This is a genomic window from Oceanobacillus timonensis, from assembly GCF_900166635.1.
GTDB classification, from domain to species: Bacteria; Bacillota; Bacilli; order Bacillales; family Amphibacillaceae; genus Oceanobacillus; species Oceanobacillus timonensis.
The window spans coordinates 835,461-852,244 of the sequence record NZ_LT800497.1 but is presented as its reverse complement, the minus strand read 5'-3'; the positions used below and the strand labels follow the sequence as shown (position 1 = coordinate 852,244).

Genomic DNA, 16,784 nt, shown 5'->3' with positions numbered 1-16,784 from the left:
AATTTATGAAGTATCAAAAGTGTTACGAACTTTTCGATATTTTTTCTTCCGATTCTGTATCTTTACTCACAGAATCGGAGGACATATTGTTTTCTTGTTCTTTATGATTCCCTTCAAGTTTTTCTTCTTTCAAGGATTTAAAAAATGAAAAACACATCGCTAAGATTATTAAAGAAAACGGTAAGCCAGCAGCAGCTGATATTGTTTGCAACGGCGTTAAGCCTCCACTGAAAAGTAAAGCGATAGCTACTCCTGCAATTACAATCCCCCAAAGTATTTTACTTTTATTAGAAGGTTCCATGGTTTCCTCACTATACATTCCTAACACATATACTGTAGAATCCGCAGACGTTACAAAAAATATGATTAAAGAAACAAACGTCATCCCAATAATAATAGAACTAAAAGGGAAAAGCTCTAAAAAGTAAAAAAGAGCGGTATCCATATTCTCCATAATTTGGTTACTTAATTCATTGTTTCCTAAGTTAATGATATTGTAAAGGGCGCTCCCTCCAAAAGTAGAATACCAAATAGTAGTCGCTAATGTTGGAATAAGCATCGCACCAATAATAAATTCTCTTATGGTTCTTCCTTTGGATATTCTAGCAATAAAAATACCAACAAAAACACCAAAGCTAATTGCCCATCCCCAGTAGAAGAAATCCCAACCTCCTTGCCATGTATAATCGTTAAGAAAAGGTTCTAAATGAAAACTCATACCTATGAAATTCTCTATATAATCACCTGTAGAATTCACAAAAGTTTCCATTATGTTTCTTGTTGGTCCTAATACAAAAATTAACATCATGATTGCTAAAGCAATAATTATGTTGATGTTTGATAGCCACTTTATACCTCTTTGAATACCTGTACTCGCAGAGATGATAAACATAACAGTTAAACTTAAGATGAGAATAGTTTGATTCAATGGTGAATTATTTATACCTAACACATAATCAAAACCAGCCCCTATTTGTGTGGCTCCCAGACCAAGAGAAGTCGTTATCCCACTAATTATAGCAAAAATAGCAAAAATAGCAACAATATTAATAAATTTCCCTATCCATCCGTAAATTTTTTCTCCTAGCAAGGGGTATAATGCATGGTTTATTAAAGGTGGATTATTCTTTCTATATTGAAAATATGCCATTAATAATCCTATAATTGTATATGTTCCCCAACTATGCAAACCCCAATGAAAAAAAGTATATCGCATAGCTGTTTCAGCAGATTCCTTTGTCTGACCCGAACCAAAAGGCGGTTCAATGTACATTAATACAGGTTCTGCAACTCCCCAAAAGAATAAGCTTATGGCAAGGCCCGAACTATATAACATGGCAATCCAAGTAAATCTACTAAACTCAGGTTTATCCGTGTCTTTACCTAACCTGATTTTCCCATATTTCGAAAAGGCAACATACAGACAGATTGATACAAATGAAAAGGCAACGAGCATATAATACCATCCAAAGTTTTCACTTATAAAAGTATAAAGAACGTATTCAGAAATCTGTCCTAATGTATTTGGAACAAAAATTCCCAAAACAACAAATATAAAGGTAACGATAAGCGATACTATTACTACTATATTTTTTCGCATAAATCCTCCCACTTTGCCTTAGTAATTATTAATTTTCTCTAGACGGGATAACCCAATGATCTTTACCTCTTTCTGTTGTTATATACTCTGGCCAGCGAAAATGAATTGGTGGTTCATAATCACAAAGTGGTGCTTCCCAATCTGTCCCTCCTATACCGCCCCCTGTACGATTATTAAATTCATCTTTTGCTTTTTTAAGTAGTTCTGGTTTTGTTAATAAGTCAATAATTGTCATTCCAACTGTCTTAGATGCAGTCATAATCATTGGATCAATACATTCAGGAATACCACCCAACGCGTTCATAACCCAAGTCGGATAGTTAAATCCAGATACCGGAGATTTTAGAGCAGGCCTTCCTATATAAAGTCGAACAGTTGGAGCATGCCAACAATATTCTGTGTAATCATCTGATGTAAAATGCTCCTGCCAATATGGTAGTATTGTACGCATTTTTCTTTCTGCTTCTTGAGGAGAAATTAATTCCTCAATTTCATCTAAGAACGGATCATCCATTGCCTCTAAACCAAGATTTTTTTGAATATTTTGTGCTGTTTTTATTGCTTTTTCACCAAACTGAGGAGCTCCAACTATTTGTAAATTTTCATATGTTACTTCTGCCATTGTGTGATTAGCCAATCCTGTTCTTGACTTTGTAATCCAATTCCGTTCCCAATTACAGTGAGCAGCTAGTGAAGCACTTTTAGCATTTTGATCTAGTACTTTGACAACGTTTTTCGCCATTTCCACGTTAGGTACACGAATAAAATAATAAATTTGCGACATTTCGCCAGGAATATTATCTGCTGTGGCTTGTCCAGTATTCAAGATAGTTTCATTCATCGACCAACCCATGTTGTTTGATAACATATGTTCTCGATACATTTTTGATAGACTATACATATTAACTACAGCATCTGTAGCTCCAGGCGCTCGAGCATCAGCATGTGATGCAGGTATTGGTGAACCATCACCCGAAGAAAACCATGTTTCCGGCTCATCACATGTAAACGTATACATAACAGAAAAAGCAACAGCACAATGAGTGTCCCAACGAGTTGTATTACATAGAGGAAGCATGTAAAACGGATGAAAGCTAATTGCTCCATCAAGATCATCATAATATCCTTTTGCAGCATGGATAGGTTTCGAACCTCTCAATTTCTCTGCAGGTTCGCCAAAAAATTTTAATTTACCTTTTATATTGTATTTCTCCATCACTTCTTTTGCTGCTAAAAAACCACCAAGGGATCCTATACCTAGTGCAGAATGGGGGTCAGTGTGTCCCCCTGCATATTTACTTAACCCTTTTCTTGGCTGTTCTTCTGTACTAGCTGACTGACAATTTCCTGGTACAGCATCATATTCTGCATATCCTCCAATTACCGGTCCATCTCCATTTTCCCATGTAGCACAAAAAGCAGTAGGCATGCCTCCACTTCCTTCCTCTACATTGAACCCTTCTTCTTTTAGCTGATTTACATACCATGCAGAAGATTTATATTCTCTCCAAGCAGTTTCACCATAATCCCAAATAATCTGGTTCCAATCAGATAGTTTCTTCTTATTATTTGTTACCCAATCCTTAACAGATTGCTTTTCTTGAGAGACCATTATATACACCTCATTTTATCTATAGTTTAAACATTAACAAATTCAGTATTTTGGAAAACTTTTTTTCCACTTATCCATGTTTCACTTATTTGTATATCTTTTATTTTTTCAATAGGTACGTTATATGGGTTTTCTGCTAATACGACTAAATCAGCTAATTTACCTTCTTCAATAGAACCGATTAAACTTTCCTGATGCATGGCTTTTGCCGCCTCGATTGTATACCCTTGCAAAGCCTCATTTAAGGTTATTTTATGATCTGGTCCAACTACGTTACCCTGAACCGTAGAACGAGTCACAGCAGCATATATAGCAAGTAAGGGGTGTGGAGGAGCAACAGGTGCATCAGATGAAAGCACTATAGGAATATTGTTTTTCTTAAACCAACCATAAGGAGAATAGTTTTCACCATAATCACCGACTGCATGCACGACACCATTACCAAATTGATAGACATGCTGAGGTTGTGGTACTGGCCAAAGTTTCATTTCAGCAATGTCATTAATTTGTATTGTAGAAGGTAAACCACAATGTTCAATTCTGTGTCGTATATCTTCTTTTGGGCATTGACTTTGCGCCTCTTTAACGGAATCAATAACCAATTGAATAGCGCCGTCTCCTTGTGCATGTGTTAAAGTCTGAAATCCATTGACATGGGCTTTAACTAATAACTCTTGAAATTCCTCAGGTTCATGGAAAAGATAACCCTTATTTCGACTGCTATCTCTAAATTCAGTTGATAGATAAGCTGTCCCAGAATTTAATGAACCATCAGCATACAATTTGATCGGCCCTAGCGATAATTGATCATCGCCAAAATTCTGCTTTAAGCCAAGTTTAATGACATCATTCAAATAATTTGACAAAAATGACATCTTTACTCTCAATTTTAACAATCCATTAACTTGAGCTTGTTGGTACGATTTCATCTCTTGTTTTGTAACTTGTGGATCATTTATTGCAGTTATACCAGAAGCTAAAAATTGCTCTTGAGCAACCGATATTAAATTTTGCAAATTATCATCTGAATCAGGCATATGAATATTAGGACCATGTTCTCCTATAATAACCCCAGATTGTTTGGCTATATAATCATTTGCACTATCATATAATTGCCCGTTAAGTTCTCCATTGGCATCTCTTCCAAGTACACCGCCTTCAGGATCTTCCGTATTTTTATCAATACCTAATAAATCAAGAAAATAATGATTTAAAACGTTACAGTGTCCACTAACATGCATAATTTGTACAGGGCGATCAGTAGCTACCTTGTCTAATTCAGCTGCGGTTGGGTAACGCTTTTCTTTTAAGTTTCTTTGGTCAAATCCAAATCCACGGATCATACCTTCTTCAGATACATTTTCCTTATGCTTAGATAATATATCAATTAAATCACTAATACTTTGTACCTTGGGGTAACTTATATCTATCCAAGAATAAGACATCCCATACATCATAAGATGAGCATGTGGATCAATGAATCCTGGTAAAAGACATTGTCCTTCCAAATTAACCTCACTTACTTCTTCTCCACTTAATAAGTTTTTACATTCTTCAAGCGTACCTGCATATATAATTTTATTTTCTCTGACAGCGCAGGCTTCTACTTCTTCTTTTTCATTCATAGTCAAAATAGTTCCACCATAGAATAATAAAAAATCTTTTTTCATTATTTCTCCTCCTTGTAATCCAAAAAAATATAATTTTTTTATCTATACATTGTTGCTAATTTAAATATAAAATACCTTACCAGATTAATATTTACTACAAACCTCCAACTGACAAATACTTCGTCTCCAAATAAGGCTCGATTCCCTCAACACCACCTTCTCGTCCAAGACCGCTTTCCTTCATTCCTCCAAAAGGAGCTTGAGCAGCAGACGGGGCTCCATCATTCCATCCAATAACACCAAAGTCTAAATGGTCGTGTAAATAAGTGCCGATCTTATAATTATCCGTAAAGAAATATGCCGCTAAGCCAAAGGGTGTATTATTTGCAATCTCTATCGCTTGATCAATATCATGAAATAATGTAATGGGAATTACTGGACCAAACGTCTCTTCGTGCATAATCTTCATATCCAAATCCACATGTTGTAATACGGTTGGATGTACGAAGAAATAACCTTGTTCCTTATCTGCGTCATATCGATTTCCACAAAGAACCTCCGCACCTTGATCGATAGCATCATTGATTTGGGAAACAATTTTATCGTATCCTTTTTCATTAATGACTGGGCCTACCTGTGTATCTTTCTTTAATCCATTGCCCACTTTTAATTTATTTATCTTTTCAGTTAATTTCCCAACAAATTCTTCGGTAATACTGTCATGAACAATCACACGATTAGCACATATACAGGTCTGGCCGGCATTTCTGAATTTCGAAGCGATTGTCTGATCTACGGCAACGTCTATTTCTGCATCTTCTGCTACAATTAAGGGGGCATGGCCTCCTAATTCCATCGATACATGCTTAACGGTATCAGCACTATTTTTGATTAATGATTTTCCAACAGGAGTCGAACCGGTAAATGTAATCTTACGAACAAAATCACTCTCGGTAAATAGCGGTCCAACTTCACTTCCTCTTCCATTTATTACTTGTACTGCATTCTCAGGAATCCCAATTTCATGAGCAAGTTCAACCAATTTCATCGTTGTTAGTGGCGTTTCTTCTGCTGGTTTAACGATAAATGTACATCCTGCAGCTAAAGCTGGTGCTGCCTTTCTCGTCATCATCGCTGCCGGGAAATTCCAAGGTGTAATCGCCGCAACAAGTCCCACTGGCTGCTTACTGACAATGATTCGTTTTGTTTCAGAAGCAGCTGGAATAGTACGTCCATATAGACGTTTTGCTTCTTCTGCATACCAATCAATATAGCTGGTAGCATAGTTGACTTCACCCAATGATTCCTGTAGTGGCTTCCCACTTTCCAGTGTCATCACTTCTGCAATTTTCTCCTTATTATCATGTATCTTTTGAGACCAAGATTTTAACAATCGTGAGCGCTCATACGCATTCACATTTCGCCATTCTTGGAAATAATTATTCCCCCGCTTTAAAGCTTCATAAATCTCTTTTTCAGTATCAATCTTAACTTCTTGGATGACCTCACCTGTTGCAGGATTTTTTACTTGAATCAATTCCGTCATCGTTTTGCCTCTCCTTTATAAATGAACTATTGTTTTCCTTACGATTCAAATGCTTCTTCCAATATCAATAGTCCTTTTTCTAATTCCGTATCTGTAATGACTAACGGGGCCAAAAAACGAATAACATTTCCGTTTAAGCCTGCAGATAATAACAAGAGGCCATTTTCATTTGCATAATTTGTTATAGCAGCTGTCCTTGCTTTGTTTGGAAACTTATTCACTCGATTCTCAACAATTTCTATAGCAACCATAGCTCCTAAACGACGGATATCACCAATACATTCATGTTTATCAGCTAATTCTGTTAATTTATCTTCTATATTTTGACCCAGTACTTCTGATTTTGCGACTAACTCTTCTTCCTCTATCACATCAATAACAGCTAAAGCAGCAGCACATGCTACTGGATTTCCAGCGAAGGTTCCGCCTAATTCTCCCGGAGAGGCAGCATTTAATATTTCCTTTTTACCAACCACGCCACTTAAAGGCAATCCAGCTGCTAACGATTTTGAAACAGTCATTAGATCCGGAACAACATCAAAATGCTCGATTCCAAATAATTTTCCCGTTCGGCCAAATCCAGTTTGAATCTCATCTGCTACAAAAACAATACCATGTTTTTTACAGAAATCACTTACAAATTGCACGAATTTTTTAGGTGGAATAATAAATCCTCCCTCGCCTTGAACAGGTTCCATAACTACACATGCTACATTTTCCGGAGCTACAGTTGCTGTGAAAAATTCTTTGAATTGCTCAATCGATTGATTTAGGTAAGCTTCCTCTAATAATTCCTCCGGTTTATGATAAAGATATGGAAATGGCGCTTGATATACTTCGGGAGCGAATGGTCCAAATCCAAATTTATAAGGTTTCACTTTACTAGTCATGCTCATCGTCATATTTGTTCTACCATGAAAACCACGAACAAAAGAAACCACTGCTTGCCTGCCAGTATATTTACGAGAAGCTTTGATTGCATTCTCCACTGCTTCTGCTCCAGAATTTAATAAAATCGTTTGCTTTTCAAAATGACCTGGCGTTATCCGGCATAGCTTTTCAGCCAAATTAATATATCCCTCATACATCATCACATTAAATCCAGGATGCAAAAACTTTTCCACTTGCTTCTGAACTGCTTCCGTCACTTTGGGATGACTGTGACCAACATTCAAAACACCAATCGCCCCAGCAAAATCAATCCAATCATTATAATCTAAATCAGTAATCGTTGCACTGGACGCATGATCAGCGATGAATAAATTGCCGTTACTTACACCACGCGGTACATACTTGTTCCGTTTATTTTGTAAATCCTCCGTTGATAGCGTTATCATAATTCACTCCTCCTTTTGCAAGAATATGTAGATTATTATGACAATAAATTGGTATAATGAAAAGTACCAGAATACTAATAATTATGGAACCAGAAAAGGATGTGATAGAAAATGATTTTTTTTAACATCGACAAAAACGATAAATCAGCCCATATATATCAACAAATCTATCATGAATTGAAAAAAAGTATATTAGCACATAAAATACCGGCAAATGAAAAATTACCTTCCAAACGAAAGTTAGCAGATACATTGCGTGTCAGTATTAATTCTGTCACAAATGCCTATGAACAGTTAATTGAAGAAGGTTATATATATACCTTGGAAAGAAAAGGATACTTCGTTGAAAATATTACTCAATTTAACCATCGCAACAACACGGAGAACTTGCAAATACCCAGTGATTTGAAAGAAAAAGAGATAGATAGGGAAGGATGGCTCTCCCTCTCTCATATGACTGCCGACACATCAATGTTTCCTTTTAAAGAATGGATAAAAAGTCAAAATAAGGCAATTAAAAACCATAAAGATGAACTTTCTGAGATTTCCCATCCCCAAGGGCCATATCTGGTAAGAAAAACAATCGCTCGTATGATCGCACTCACCCGGGGTGTAGTATGTGAACCCGAACAAATTGTCATCGGTACGGGGACCCAACCCCTTATTCGTCAATTAATGCAAATGCAAATAAATAATACCAAAATAGCTGTAGAGAATCCCGGATATTCTCGTATCTATTCTTTGTTAAGAAATATGAAATTTGACGTGTCTGCCGTACCATTGGATAAAAAAGGTATACAAGTAGAGGCAATTGAATCTATCAATCCTCAATTTTTATTTATCACACCATCCCATCAATTTCCAACTGGAATCATTATGCCGATTTCCCGTCGTATAGAACTTTTAAATTGGGCGGCTCTTTCGCAAAATAGATATATTATCGAGGACGATTATGACAGTGAATTTAAATATGGTACAGATAATATTCCATCGTTACAAAGTTTAGATCGCAATCAGCGCGTCATCTATAGCGGTACTTTTTCCAAAACACTGCTACCTAGTTTACGCATCAGTTATATCGTACTGCCCCCTGATTTACTAAGGGCATACCGTTGTCATTATGCAGACTGGATACAAGGGAGTAATTCACTCAGTCTATTTACATTACATTATTTTATAGAGAGCGGAGAATATGCTAAACACATGAAACGAATGAATCACCATTATGAAATAAAGAGGAAAGCTCTCATAAACGAACTTCAATTGCGGTTTAAAGAAGACATAAGTATTAAAGATGTACCTGCTGGTCTTCATTTTCTCGCGCAATTGAAGACAACAAAAGGATACAAAGAAATTGAAGCAAAAGCACACCTCGAAAAACTTGAAATCTACACACTACGGAGATTTATGCTTGGTAGTGAACTAGCAGACACAAATATAATTAAGTTGGTAGTAGGTTTTGCCAGGATAGAAAATGAAGAGATTACGGAAGCCGTGGATAGGTTGTATCGAATTATTACATAAAATAAATCTTGATATACACACGGACTAATTACTCGTTATTCTCTATAACTGATAATACCATTTGTCTTTTTTACAGATATTAAACAAGTTCGTGATTTGATTTAGTAGTATATCTGAAATCGAATCCAGCTTGTAATGATAAAACATAAAAATTAGTACTTTTCTACATAGAGTACCTACCTATATTTAATCCAACTCCCGTTTCAAAGGGGTTAAAACAAGCAAAATAGCCCTACAAAATCTCTTCACGAAGAACTTACTACTTTTAGGGCTATTTATCATGGTGTTATAGAGTACTTCTTATGACCATTATACGACAACCAAGCCTATTTGGCATCCAATAATTATATGACATAGAACCTATCCAAAACTAAGAAGCGATTATTTCAGCGATTGACCTGGATCGTATTTATCATGAAATGAATAAGAAATCTCAGCTGGGAGCGCCTGTTGAGCTAAATGATGCAGGGATGATTATTTCTTTTTTTATTCGCTACATCTAGCGTATCTCAACCATTAAAGATTGAATCAAGCATCTAAATGATGACTTTATCTTTAAAATGAACTGCGGTTTTCTTGTTTCCGACGCTACGCTGCCTATTCCCGCTTGATAACGAAACTGAAACTGAGATAAAAACAGTTGGAAGTACCGGGGGCGAAATGGAGGCACTTACTGCCGCTTCCGTAACCGCGGTGGCCGTTTACGATATGTGTAAAGCGGTAGACAAAGGCGTGGTTATCGGCCAAACATACTTACTTGAAAAAAGCGGCGGTAACAGCGGTGATTATAAAAGATAATTCAGAGGGGGGGGACTCTACTGTTCTATTTTCCTATACACAAAGTATGAATATTCACTCAAATTCACAGCTCTCATATTCCCAGCTTACAGGCTCTATCCGCATTTTAATCATTTGGTTTCATTCGATTAATGATAAACAGCAATAAAAAAGATAAACCAATACTAATTAAAACATAATACCAAGCAAGCGTCGTTGCTCCTGTTTCTATTGCCAAATAAATCGCTGTCGGAATCGTTTGGGTTTTCCCAGGTATATTTCCAGCAAACATCAATGTGGCACCGAACTCGCCGAATCCCCTTGTAAATCCGAGTACCGCTCCCGTGGTAAGTGAGCGATACGACAGCGGAAGGGTTATCTTTAGAAGTGTGGCCCAATCATTTGCACCATCTACTTTGGCAGCTCCAATAATATTTTTATCGACCGATAAAAATCCTGTTTTGATAGATTGGTAAATCAACGGAAATGCGACAACAATTGCTGCAATGACAGCTGCTGTCGATGTAAATAATATACTCTTGCCGGCTATATCCTCTATCATCTGACCAATCCAACTATTTGTACCGAATATCATGATAAGAAAAAAACCTACAACTGTCGGCGGCAGCACCAATGGCAAAAAAAAGACCGTCTCTATGATCGCCTTTCCTTTTCTATCTTTACGAATTATCCAAAAGGCAGATAAAATGGCTAAAAGGAATGCAATTATTGTTGCTATTGTTGCTACATAAAATGATAACTCAACAGGATGCCATGACCATTGCATGTTACTCACCTACTCCACAGGTTGAAACCCATAATTTTCAAATACTTCATTAGCTGCTTCGGTTGATAAAAATTCATAAAAAGCATCTTTTGCCTCTGCCACATTCTCCTCCTGTTCTTCATTTTGAAGTGTAGCTATATAATACTCAATTGGAGAGTGCAGATTGGAATCAAAGGTCTGGATAACCGTTACACCCTCTTCATCAATCACATCACTGGCATACACAATTCCGACATCAGCAGCTCCTTCTTTTACTAATATAAGCACCTGCGTAACATCTTTCGTGTATACAAGCCGGCTTTGTTCCTCCAGCTGCTCCCATAAGTCTAATTCTTGCAGTGCTTCTTCCGCATAAGATCCTGCTGGAACTGCATCTGGTGTGCCGACCGCAATTACTTGATCCCCTGCTATAAAATCGTCCAGAGAGTCTATGTCGCCTTCATTTGGTTTGATTAAAACGAGTTGATTTGTAAGTATTGCCTTTCCTTCATCAACGTTGTCCTTATCTGCTAATTTTTCATAGTCAATACTTGACGCAGAAAGAAAAATATCTACTGGAGCTCCTTGTTCAATTTGTTTTCGCAATGAACCAGAACCGCCATAGTTATAAGAAATGTGAATATTCGGGTGCTCCTCTGCAAACATTTCTGTCAGTTCTGTTAAACTCTCTGTCATACTAGCTGCAGCAGAAATATTTAATTCTACATCATCTGCTGTATTTTGAGAACATCCTGCTACAAATAACATCAAGATAAACATAAGTATGAACACACAATACTTTTTCATACTAAACATCCTTTCTCCCTATTCTAAGTCCTTATGAATTTCTCTGACCATGTGTCCAACTTCCGGCAAAATGATTTTTTCCATTGCTAATGTTACCGCACCAGTTGACCCCGGAATAGAAAAAATAATGCAATGATTACAAACCCCGCAAATCGCTCTTGATAAAATACTGGCTGTCCCAATATCATATTGAAAACTCAAATGTCTAAACAATTCTCCGAAGCCGGGGAGTTGTTTGTCAAATAAAGGCTCGATAGATTCAATGGTAACATCTCGATGAGATATACCTGTCCCGCCATTTACAATAACCGCCTCTATGTTTTCACCGTAAATCGATTTTTCTACGGTCCTTCGAATTTGATCTCCTTCATCTGGAATGATTTCATACAAATTCACTTGATGTTCATGATTTGTTAATTGATCAATGATTTTCTTTCCACTTTTATCGGTTTCTTTTGTCCTTGTATCGCTAACCGTGATAACAGCACATGAAATATGTTTTGCAGCATGTTTTCGATGAGTTGTGGACATTTAAAAACTCCTCTATTTTATTTTCATTTTCAGGACCAGTAATCCACCTATTATAAAAGATTCTTTCTTTTTCCATAAGGACATATGTTATATTTAACTTCTACAGTAATCGTTAAGCGGATAATATCTTACATACGATGTACTTTCCTTCAACAAATTTGCAACTGAAAAAACTAGCATAAATATACAAATGTCAAAATAGAAATAGGAAGTTACATCCATGATGGAATTGACTGCTATGTAAGCGAACAATTATTACCATCAAAACAGAAAAGGACAGTATTTCACAAGAGCTTCTTTGTTACAATCGTTATTTTGCCACTATTTTTATATCCTACCATCTGAATAATATCCACTTACCCACCACTAACTGGGGGGATAAAAGCTACTGTGTCTCCAGATTTCACAATATCATCCTCCGTTGCATATTCCTCATTTATCGCCATCATTACTTGATCTATTTTAGATAATCCATATGCTGTTTTGAGTTGTACTTTTAATTCTCTAATCGTTATAGAGTCACATTTATACTCTAAACTAGCTTTTCCCAAATTTTCCTGTAAATCTGCAAAAAGTAAAATATGAATCATTATTTCACACCCCTTATATCTGGACTTCCCTCAGGATATGCAACATTTTCTAATTGGTCTCCCATCCAAGTCTCTCCATCTTCCCAATGTTCTTTCTTCCAAATAGGTACCATTTGTTTAATTCTTTCTATCGCATATTCATTTGCTTCATATGATGCCTTTCGGTGTGGAGACGAGACACAGATAACCACAGCAATATCTAAAATATCCAACTCACCAATTCGATGTGTAATAGCTGTTTTCGAGTTCGGCCATTTCTTTTCAATTTCTGCACCTATTTTCTGTAACATTTTTACGGCCATCGGTTGGTAAGCTTGATATTTTAAATACATCGTACGTTTACCGCCTGTCCACTCGCGCACCGTACCAATAAAAGTATTAATTGCTCCCGCTTCTCTACGTTCTACTTTCTTAATAATCTCTTTTACTTCTATTGGCTCCTCAACGATCTCGTATAATGAATTAACCATCATTTCTCTAACCCTTTCTGGAATTGACATCCCTATCAAAAAATTGTTCCATTGCCATTCCTTCCTGATCTTCTAATAGAATGACTGGTATATCCATCCCTGTTTCATAACCTCTGGTTCCTCCTGGCAGCATAATGAGAATATTGGCTTTCGCTAAGGACGAAACAACATTTGGTTTATCCAACCCAACTGAATTTGCAACTAAACGACCGTTTTGATAGCTCATATGTCCCCTTATAAAACGATCAAATGGATTGGTCTTTAGAAAATCCGCACCAAGTTGAGCCATTTCTTTCTTTAAAAATGGGTGACTATTATGCAAAAACTTACGAACAGCAGGCCGAGTATAAAGTTCAAAACCGACATAGCATGAGGATGGGTTCCCGGATAGTCCAAATAATAATTTCCCGTTTTTTTCAGCTACCGTTGTCACACTGCCAGGTCGCATTTTAATTTTATTGAACAAAACATTACAATCAAGCTTTGCATAAATATCTGGTAAATAGTCATAATCGCCGACAGATACGCCTCCAGTAGTAATTAGCATATCCACCTCGTCAATGGCATCTTTCACTTGTTTATAGCATACTTCAAAATCATCACTAAGTTGTCCTAGGTATAGAGCTTTTCCACCTGCACGAGTAATTTGTGATTGAATCATATAGGCATTGCTGTTCCGAATTTTCCCTGGTTCCAAAGCTTCATCCACCTCTAATAATTCACTGCCAGTTGCAATGATTCCAATTATAGGCTTCTTGGCTACCGGCACTTTTTTGTAACCAAATGTTGCAAGTAGTGCTACTACCCCAGGAGTGATATATATTCCCTTCTTTGTAAGTATTGTTCCTTTTTTGGTATCCTCACCAGTAAAAGAAATATTTTTTCCTGATTTCACACTTCTTTTTATCTGAATATATTTTTTTCCATTTTTTTCTGATTCGTTTACCTCTTCAAGCATAAAGACAGCGTTACAACCGTTAGGAATCTGTGCTCCAGTCATAATTCGAACGACTTCCCCTTCTGCTACCGGACGTTCAAAAACACTCCCAGCACCAACCTCTCCTACTATTTTCAGTTCGACTGGACTATTACTAGAAGCATGATCCGTATCCATTGCACGCACAGCAAAACCATCATATGGAGAGCGGTCAAATGGAGGGACATGGTGGTCGGCGATTAAATCTTCTCCCAGAAAACGACCATAACTTTTTTCAATTGGAATGTATTCTACACTTCCTTCTTTTGCAAAATTCATCATACGTGTGATGGCTTCATTTACTTTAATTGGCTTTCTACTTTCTACCACAGTTATTCACCTTCATCCTGTTAACTGATAATATATACTTTTTGCCTTTTCAATTGAATTGGTTCCATGAATTAACGTTCTTCCATCTTGAAAGAAAACCAAACGATATGTCTCATATTCAATAGATATTAAAAAATCATTTGCTTTCACTAATCCAATTCTTTTTAATTGTTCTTTCAATAAATGTAAATTACGTTCTTGGGATGTTCTAATTTGAACCGTATTTCTGCCACAAAGCACCTCTGATTTTGTACTGAATTGATAATTTAGCGATGGATAGCTTGGTTTTTCTCCACATGATGGACAACTCTTTTTTTTCGCTCGTTCCACCTTCATGGTATGATAATGATTATTCCATAAATCAAATGTTAAGAGTGATGTACGGAGAGCCTTTTTATCTTCCACCAAAATTTTTAATGCTTCTGCCGTTTGATGGGCAACCACCATCTGTACAGCTGGTGAAATAATTCCTACAGAATCACAAGTTGCCCCTGACGCTGGTATCGTATCCATTAAGCATTCAAGACAAGGCGTCTCATCTGGTAAAATTGTAAAACTCATCCCTGTGCTACCAACACAAGATCCATAAATCCATGGAATATGCTGCTTATTGGATAAGTCGTTTAACATAAATCTCGTTTCAAAATTATCGGTAGCATCAATTATTACATCTACATTTTTTAACAATGGTTGAAGCGTCACTGGTATGGAATCCATAATATGTGCCTCGATAACAACTGAGGAATTGATTTCTTGTAAACGTTGTTTAGCTGCTATCGCTTTCGGAATTTGTTCATAGACCTCTTTTTCAGTATACAATTGCTGCCTTTGTAAATTACTTAATTCGACATAGTCTCTATCTATCATCGTTAGCTTACCAATCCCAGCACGTACTAAGTTTTCAGCATTAGCTGTTCCTAACGCCCCACAGCCTAAGATGAGAACATGCTTATTTCGAATCTTTTCTTGTCCACCTTCACCAATTGGTTTGAAAAGCGTTTGTCGTGAATATCTATTTCCCATCACTTATTTCTCCTATCCACCAATATAAGACATCTCAATTTTCTTTTTATGTTTAGCTGATTCTTCTGTTCGCTCATCAGAATAGCGATCCGTCCGGTTACTCCATATACTCATGATTTCTTTTTTTATTTCTTCATCCGTTTTCTTAGATCGTAAGCTTTGACGAAAATCAAAACCATTTTCTGCAAATAGACAGTTGTACATTTTTCCATCTGCGGCAATTCTCGCTCTTGTGCAACTAGAACAGAAAGAATTGGATACCGATGTGATAAATCCAACTTCCGTGTTTGTTCCAATATAACGATAACGTTTGGCTACTTCACCTACGTATGCAGGATCTACAGCTTCCATCTCGAAATGTTTAGATAGCTCCTGGAAGATTTCTTTTTTGGTTACTACTTTATTGAAGTTCCACCCATTTGACTGACCAACATCCATAAACTCAATATATCTTAATGCAATCCCTTGTTCTTTAAAGTACATTGCCATTGGAACAATTTCCTCGTCATTCATACCTTTTTTTACGACCATATTCACTTTTACTTCTAAGCCAACTTCTTTGGCTTTTTCGATACCCTTTAATATCTTTTCTGGACCCACACCACTATCATTAATCGATTTAAATAACGTATTATCCAATGCATCTAAACTTACATTCACACGTTTTAGCCCTGCGTCTTTTAATTTTTGTGCCATATTAAAAAGTAAGGAGCCATTTGTTGTTAAACCTATATCTTCTACCCCTTCGATTCGCACTAATTTTTCAATTAGTACAGGCAAGTCTCTTCTGAGTAATGGTTCTCCACCAGTTAATCGTATTTTTTTAATTCCTAAATCTACAAATAACTTTGCAATATGTTCTATTTCTTCAAAACTTAATAGTTGCTCTTTAGGCATAAATACAAAGTCTCTTCCAAATATTTCTTTTGGCATACAATATCTACATCTAAAATTACAACGATCAATAACAGAGATACGAAGATCCTTCATAGGACGGCCAAATTTGTCTGTTATTACTGTCATACGGATTTATCTCTCCTTTTTCTCTGTTTATCTAATAATATAAAAGTAATCAATCCTCTTTAACGTTAAAAAATGTCATTTCCTCTCTTTCCATCATGTTATCTTTTAAAAAAAGATATTTTCCAGTGTTACTGAAATAATTAGCCGACAACACTTTCATAAGGTTTCGTTTAACATACCTTTGCTTGCACTGCGTCAACCTATTTTATAAATGTTTCCAATCATTGTATGATTAATATTTACAGTGACATTCTTTTGGGTT

At 36.4% G+C, this 16,784-nt stretch carries 14 protein-coding genes and 2 pseudogenes; 3 read left to right on the top strand and 13 right to left on the bottom strand.

Going from position 1 to position 16,784, the window contains the following annotated elements; translation table 11 throughout:
* Window positions 1–22 precede the first annotated feature (22 nt).
* The 5 genes from B7E05_RS04305 to gabT all read right to left on the bottom strand — a co-directional run bounded on the left by B7E05_RS04305 (window position 23) and on the right by gabT (window position 7,705).
* Window positions 23–1,600: a BCCT family transporter gene (locus tag B7E05_RS04305; RefSeq protein WP_080872793.1), complete on the bottom strand. Its 1,578-nt coding sequence runs from the start codon at window positions 1,598–1,600 to the stop codon at window positions 23–25.
* Between the two features lie 28 nt (window positions 1,601–1,628).
* Window positions 1,629–3,212, bottom strand: coding sequence for a zinc-binding metallopeptidase family protein (locus B7E05_RS04300; RefSeq protein WP_080872792.1), 1,584 nt, complete (start codon window positions 3,210–3,212; stop codon window positions 1,629–1,631).
* A 26-nt stretch (window positions 3,213–3,238) separates the two neighbouring features.
* A complete protein-coding gene (locus B7E05_RS04295; protein WP_080872791.1) occupies window positions 3,239–4,882 on the bottom strand; it encodes an amidohydrolase in 1,644 nt (547 codons plus the stop codon).
* A 94-nt stretch (window positions 4,883–4,976) separates the two neighbouring features.
* Window positions 4,977–6,368, bottom strand: coding sequence for an NAD-dependent succinate-semialdehyde dehydrogenase (locus B7E05_RS04290; protein WP_080872790.1), 1,392 nt, complete (start codon window positions 6,366–6,368; stop codon window positions 4,977–4,979).
* A 38-nt stretch (window positions 6,369–6,406) separates the two neighbouring features.
* Complete coding sequence (gene gabT, locus B7E05_RS04285; protein ID WP_080872788.1) at window positions 6,407–7,705, bottom strand: 4-aminobutyrate--2-oxoglutarate transaminase; 1,299 nt, start codon at window positions 7,703–7,705, stop codon at window positions 6,407–6,409.
* A gap of 111 nt (window positions 7,706–7,816) precedes the next feature.
* Between gabT and gabR the strand changes: the two genes are divergently transcribed.
* The 3 genes and pseudogenes from gabR to B7E05_RS04275 all read left to right on the top strand — a co-directional run.
* Entirely contained in the window at window positions 7,817–9,229 is a 1,413-nt protein-coding gene (gene gabR, locus B7E05_RS04280) for a MocR-like transcriptional regulator GabR (RefSeq protein ID WP_080872786.1), read from the top strand.
* Window positions 9,230–9,582: 353 nt separating this feature from the next.
* Window positions 9,583–9,854, top strand: a pseudogene (locus B7E05_RS22355) (IS5/IS1182 family transposase); the annotation flags it as partial.
* Window positions 9,851–10,027: pseudogene (locus tag B7E05_RS04275) on the top strand (cyclic pyranopterin monophosphate synthase MoaC); the annotation flags it as partial. The pseudogenes B7E05_RS22355 and B7E05_RS04275, both read left to right, overlap by 4 nt.
* A gap of 106 nt (window positions 10,028–10,133) precedes the next feature.
* Here B7E05_RS04275 and modB read toward each other — a convergent pair.
* The 8 genes from modB to moaA all read right to left on the bottom strand — a co-directional run bounded on the left by modB (window position 10,134) and on the right by moaA (window position 16,522).
* A complete protein-coding gene (gene modB / locus B7E05_RS04270) occupies window positions 10,134–10,793 on the bottom strand; it encodes a molybdate ABC transporter permease subunit (RefSeq protein WP_080872782.1) in 660 nt (219 codons plus the stop codon).
* 9 nt (window positions 10,794–10,802) lie between these two features.
* Window positions 10,803–11,579, bottom strand: a complete 777-nt coding sequence (gene modA, locus B7E05_RS04265) for a molybdate ABC transporter substrate-binding protein (protein WP_179134461.1) — start codon at window positions 11,577–11,579, stop codon at window positions 10,803–10,805.
* Window positions 11,580–11,597: 18 nt separating this feature from the next.
* Window positions 11,598–12,110 carry a MogA/MoaB family molybdenum cofactor biosynthesis protein gene (locus B7E05_RS04260; protein ID WP_080872778.1) on the bottom strand — a complete coding sequence of 171 codons (513 nt, stop codon included), beginning with the start codon at window positions 12,108–12,110 and terminating at the stop codon, window positions 11,598–11,600.
* Between the two features lie 356 nt (window positions 12,111–12,466).
* On the bottom strand, window positions 12,467–12,700 hold the full coding sequence (gene moaD / locus B7E05_RS04255; RefSeq protein ID WP_080872777.1) for a molybdopterin converting factor subunit 1: 234 nt from the start codon (window positions 12,698–12,700) through the stop codon (window positions 12,467–12,469).
* The gene (locus B7E05_RS04250) at window positions 12,700–13,170 is read right to left on the bottom strand and encodes a molybdenum cofactor biosynthesis protein MoaE (RefSeq protein WP_080876211.1); all 471 of its coding nucleotides are present in this window, start codon (window positions 13,168–13,170) and stop codon (window positions 12,700–12,702) included. The genes moaD and B7E05_RS04250 overlap by 1 nt, the downstream gene beginning before the upstream one ends.
* Before the next feature lie 7 nt (window positions 13,171–13,177).
* Window positions 13,178–14,482 (bottom strand): molybdopterin molybdotransferase MoeA, encoded by a 1,305-nt coding sequence (locus B7E05_RS04245; protein ID WP_080872775.1) that lies wholly within the window; start codon window positions 14,480–14,482, stop codon window positions 13,178–13,180.
* Between the two features lie 6 nt (window positions 14,483–14,488).
* Window positions 14,489–15,499, bottom strand: a complete 1,011-nt coding sequence (locus tag B7E05_RS04240) for a MoeB/ThiF family adenylyltransferase (RefSeq protein ID WP_080872773.1) — start codon at window positions 15,497–15,499, stop codon at window positions 14,489–14,491.
* Window positions 15,500–15,511: 12 nt separating this feature from the next.
* Window positions 15,512–16,522, bottom strand: coding sequence for a GTP 3',8-cyclase MoaA (moaA, locus tag B7E05_RS04235; protein ID WP_080872772.1), 1,011 nt, complete (start codon window positions 16,520–16,522; stop codon window positions 15,512–15,514).
* Window positions 16,523–16,784: the final 262 nt, after the last annotated feature.